This window comes from Acidiplasma cupricumulans (assembly GCF_001402935.1).
In the GTDB taxonomy this organism is placed as follows: domain Archaea; phylum Thermoplasmatota; class Thermoplasmata; order Thermoplasmatales; family Thermoplasmataceae; genus Acidiplasma; species Acidiplasma aeolicum.
In genome coordinates this window covers 1-3,267 of record NZ_LKBH01000068.1, presented here as the reverse complement: position 1 = coordinate 3,267, position 3,267 = coordinate 1, and the positions used below count along the sequence as shown (strand labels likewise).

Here is a 3,267-nt window from a genome sequence, read left to right as displayed (position 1 = left end):
TTAGTAAAGAAAAATAGGTAATTGTAGTTATGTAAACTAACAAAAAGGATAAAAAAAATTTTGAAATATATTTTTATAGAATTACGTAATTAGAAGTGACAAATATGATAGAGTTCTATGCAAAGGCTAAGTTGCCATCAAGATTTGGTAATTTTGACATATATGTTTTCAAAAACGACGAAAATAAGGATCATGCTGTTATTGTTAACGGTGACATTTATGGCCGGGAAAATGTCCCCGTAAGAATACACAGCGAATGCCTCACAGGCGATATAATGGGTTCATTAAGATGTGATTGCCGTGATCAGCTTCTGACCTCACTTAAAATGATAGGCCAGAGCGAGTATGGCATGTTAATTTATCTCCGCCAGGAGGGCAGGGGTATTGGCCTCCTGAATAAGATAAAGGCATACAGCCTTGAGGATCAGGGGCTGGATACTGTGGAGGCAAATCTTGAACAGGGATTGCCGGCAGATGCACGTAATTATAATTTTGCTGTCGAGGTAATAAAATATTTTAAAATAAAATCGGTTGAACTCATAACCAATAACCCGGAAAAGATTAAATTTTTGGAGGAAAATGGCATAAAAATATCCAAGAGAATACCAATAATTATAGAACCAAATGCTTTCGATAAATTTTATCTTGAAACAAAAAAGGATAAAATGGGGCATCTACTTTAAATACAATTATTCTGGGTTAATCCAAATTAACTTTTTATATAAAGTTACCATCACTTACCATGGATATTAGGAATAAGGAAATATTAATAACTGGTGGTGCAGGTTTTATAGGTTCAAATCTTGTTCACAGGCTTTATAAGGATAATCATGTGTATGTCATGGATGACCTTCAAACAGGTTCCATGAGCAATTTGAATGATATTTTGCCAGATATAGATTTTATAAAGGACAGGGTTGAGAATATAAATAATTACTGCCTTGATGTTGATTATATTTTCCATATAGGTATTTACTCATCATCGCCCATGTACCGCAATAACCCACTTTTAATAGGAAATGCCATAAATGATATGATAAAGATACTTGAACTGGCAAAGAAAAATAAATCAAAAATAGTATATGCATCAACATCCTCAATTTATAATGAAATAAAACCGCCTCATTCTGAAAATGTCATTCCAAAGGTTACCGATTATTATACCGAGGCAAGAATTGCCATGGAAAGGGTTGCCGAGCTTTATGATAAGCTCTATGGAATGGATGTATCAGCCATGAGATTCTTTTCAATATATGGATATCACGAGAAATCCAAAAAAATCTTTGCAAACCTGGTATCACAGTTTCTATGGGATATACATGACGATATACAGCCCGTACTTTACGGCGATGGGGAGCAGAGAAGGGACTTTGTGTTTGTCGATGATGTTGTTGATGCCCTGACCCTTGCGGCATTAAATAACCATGGATTCAATGTCTACAATGTTGGTACTGGTAAAAATTATTCATTAAACCAGCTCGTTGATATACTTAATAAACACCTTAAAAAGAATGTGAAACCAAAATACATAGAGATGCCAATAAAAAATTACGTGCATGAAACGCTTGCAGACACCAAAAAGGCTGAGGAAAGAATAGGCTTTAAGGCGAAGGTTTCACTGGATGAGGGCATAGATAAATTAATTGAATATTACAAGTATTAAAATGATAATAACAAAAACTCCTCTAAGAATCGGGTTTGTTGGCGGGGGTACAGATATACCGGCATATTACAGGAATTATGGCGGTGCACTTATCTCTGCTGCAATAAATAAATATATTTATATAATAGTTAATAAGAAATTTGATTCAAAGATAAGGATTTCATATTCTCAGACTGAAATAGTGGATAGGATTGATGAAATAAAGCACCCATCTGTTAGGGAGGCATTAAGATTTTTAAATATAGATGGTGGCATTGAAATACTTAGCATTTCGGATATACCATCTCATGGTACTGGCCTTGGGTCAAGCTCCACATTCCTCGTTGGCCTGTTAAATGCCCTTCATGCATATAAATCAGAGTACGTTACAAGGGAGGAACTGGCATCCGAGGCTGTTAAAATAGAAAGGGAAATACTTAGGGAGGCAGGAGGAAAACAGGATCAGTATATGGCTGCCTTTGGTGGAATAAACATGCTTAATTTTAATGAAAATGAAAGCGTAAATGTTAATCCAGTTGCCCTTAGTATTGATATGCTGGAGAAATTGAGATCAAATATTGCATTTTTGTATACTGGAATAAACAGGAAATCCCCTGAAATACATACAGACATGGAAAAACAGATAAATGAACATCTTGACGCATACCACGAAATGAAAAGATTAACCCGTGATTTTTATGATGCCCTTTATAGGATGGACATAAATTCCATGGGGGAAATTCTTGATAGAAACTGGTCACTTAAAAAATCACTATCTTCAAGGATATCAAACAAAGAAATAGATGATCTTTATGCCATGGCAAAATCTGCCGGTGCACTTGGTGGTAACCTTATAGGAGCCGGTGGGGGTGGTTTTCTGGTTTTTATAGTCGGGGATGATAAAAAAAGTAACGTTGTGAGAACCCTTGGGCTCCGTGAAATGGATTTTGATTTCGATTTTGAGGGTTCAAGAATAATATATTTTTCAAAATAATTTTTATATTAAACTTAAATCTAATCCATATAGATTGATAAAAAATTATAATGATTAGTTTAATAATGATCATCTATAACTGCGCATATCATATGAATGGCTGTTATATGAATTTCCTGTATTATAGATGTTTTATTCGATTTTGCAATAAAAACCTCCCTGCATATATCTTTTAATTTTCCACCAGATATGCCAGTCATTCCAACTGTATATGCACCAAGTGTATTCGCAGCATTAATTCCCTCCAAAACATTCCTTGAATTACCTGAGGTGCTTATGCCTATTACGGTGTCATTTTTACCAGAAAGTGCCAGAACCTGTCTTGAAAATACCGAATTATAATCATAATCATTGGCTATTGCCGTAAGTGAGGATGTATTTGTTGTTAATGCTATGGCAGGCAGGGGTTTTCTCTCCTTTAGAAAATGCCCGGTTAGTTCGGCAACAAAGTGCTGTGAATCGGCCGCTGACCCACCATTGCCAAAAACTATTAATTTTCCCCCATTATCAAATGACTCAATAATTTTTTGTGCAATTCTCATTATCTGGAATTCATCAATTGCCTGACGTGCTATGACGCCCTCCTCTATATAATCCTTAAAATCCATGCAGAGTAATAGTATATAAATAT

4 protein-coding genes are annotated in these 3,267 nt (G+C 35.1%); 3 read left to right on the top strand and 1 reads right to left on the bottom strand.

Going from position 1 to position 3,267, the window contains the following annotated elements; translation table 11 throughout:
* The first annotated feature begins 104 nt into the window (after positions 1-104).
* From ribA to AOG55_RS02450, 3 genes are read left to right on the top strand one after another with little or no spacing between them, the layout of a single operon-like run.
* The gene (gene ribA / locus AOG55_RS02460) at positions 105-683 is read left to right on the top strand and encodes a GTP cyclohydrolase II (RefSeq protein ID WP_048100958.1); all 579 of its coding nucleotides are present in this window, start codon (positions 105-107) and stop codon (positions 681-683) included.
* A gap of 59 nt (positions 684-742) precedes the next feature.
* Entirely contained in the window at positions 743-1,663 is a 921-nt protein-coding gene (locus AOG55_RS02455; protein ID WP_048100957.1) for an NAD-dependent epimerase/dehydratase family protein, read from the top strand.
* A gap of 1 nt (position 1,664) precedes the next feature.
* On the top strand, positions 1,665-2,636 hold the full coding sequence (locus AOG55_RS02450) for a GHMP family kinase ATP-binding protein (protein ID WP_048100956.1): 972 nt from the start codon (positions 1,665-1,667) through the stop codon (positions 2,634-2,636).
* 59 nt (positions 2,637-2,695) lie between these two features.
* Here AOG55_RS02450 and AOG55_RS02445 read toward each other — a convergent pair.
* Positions 2,696-3,267 (bottom strand): SIS domain-containing protein (locus tag AOG55_RS02445; RefSeq protein WP_236688953.1); only part of this gene is annotated, 572 nt, incomplete at its 5' end.

Bases quoted from the DNA above. Each gene is read 5' to 3' on its own strand.
- ribA (WP_048100958.1), top strand. From the start codon at position 105: ATGATAGAGTTCTATGCAAAGGCTAAGTTGCCATCAAGATTTGGTAAT.
- AOG55_RS02455 (WP_048100957.1), top strand. From the start codon at position 743: ATGGATATTAGGAATAAGGAAATATTAATAACTGGTGGTGCAGGTTTT.
- AOG55_RS02450 (WP_048100956.1), top strand. From the start codon at position 1,665: ATGATAATAACAAAAACTCCTCTAAGAATCGGGTTTGTTGGCGGGGGT.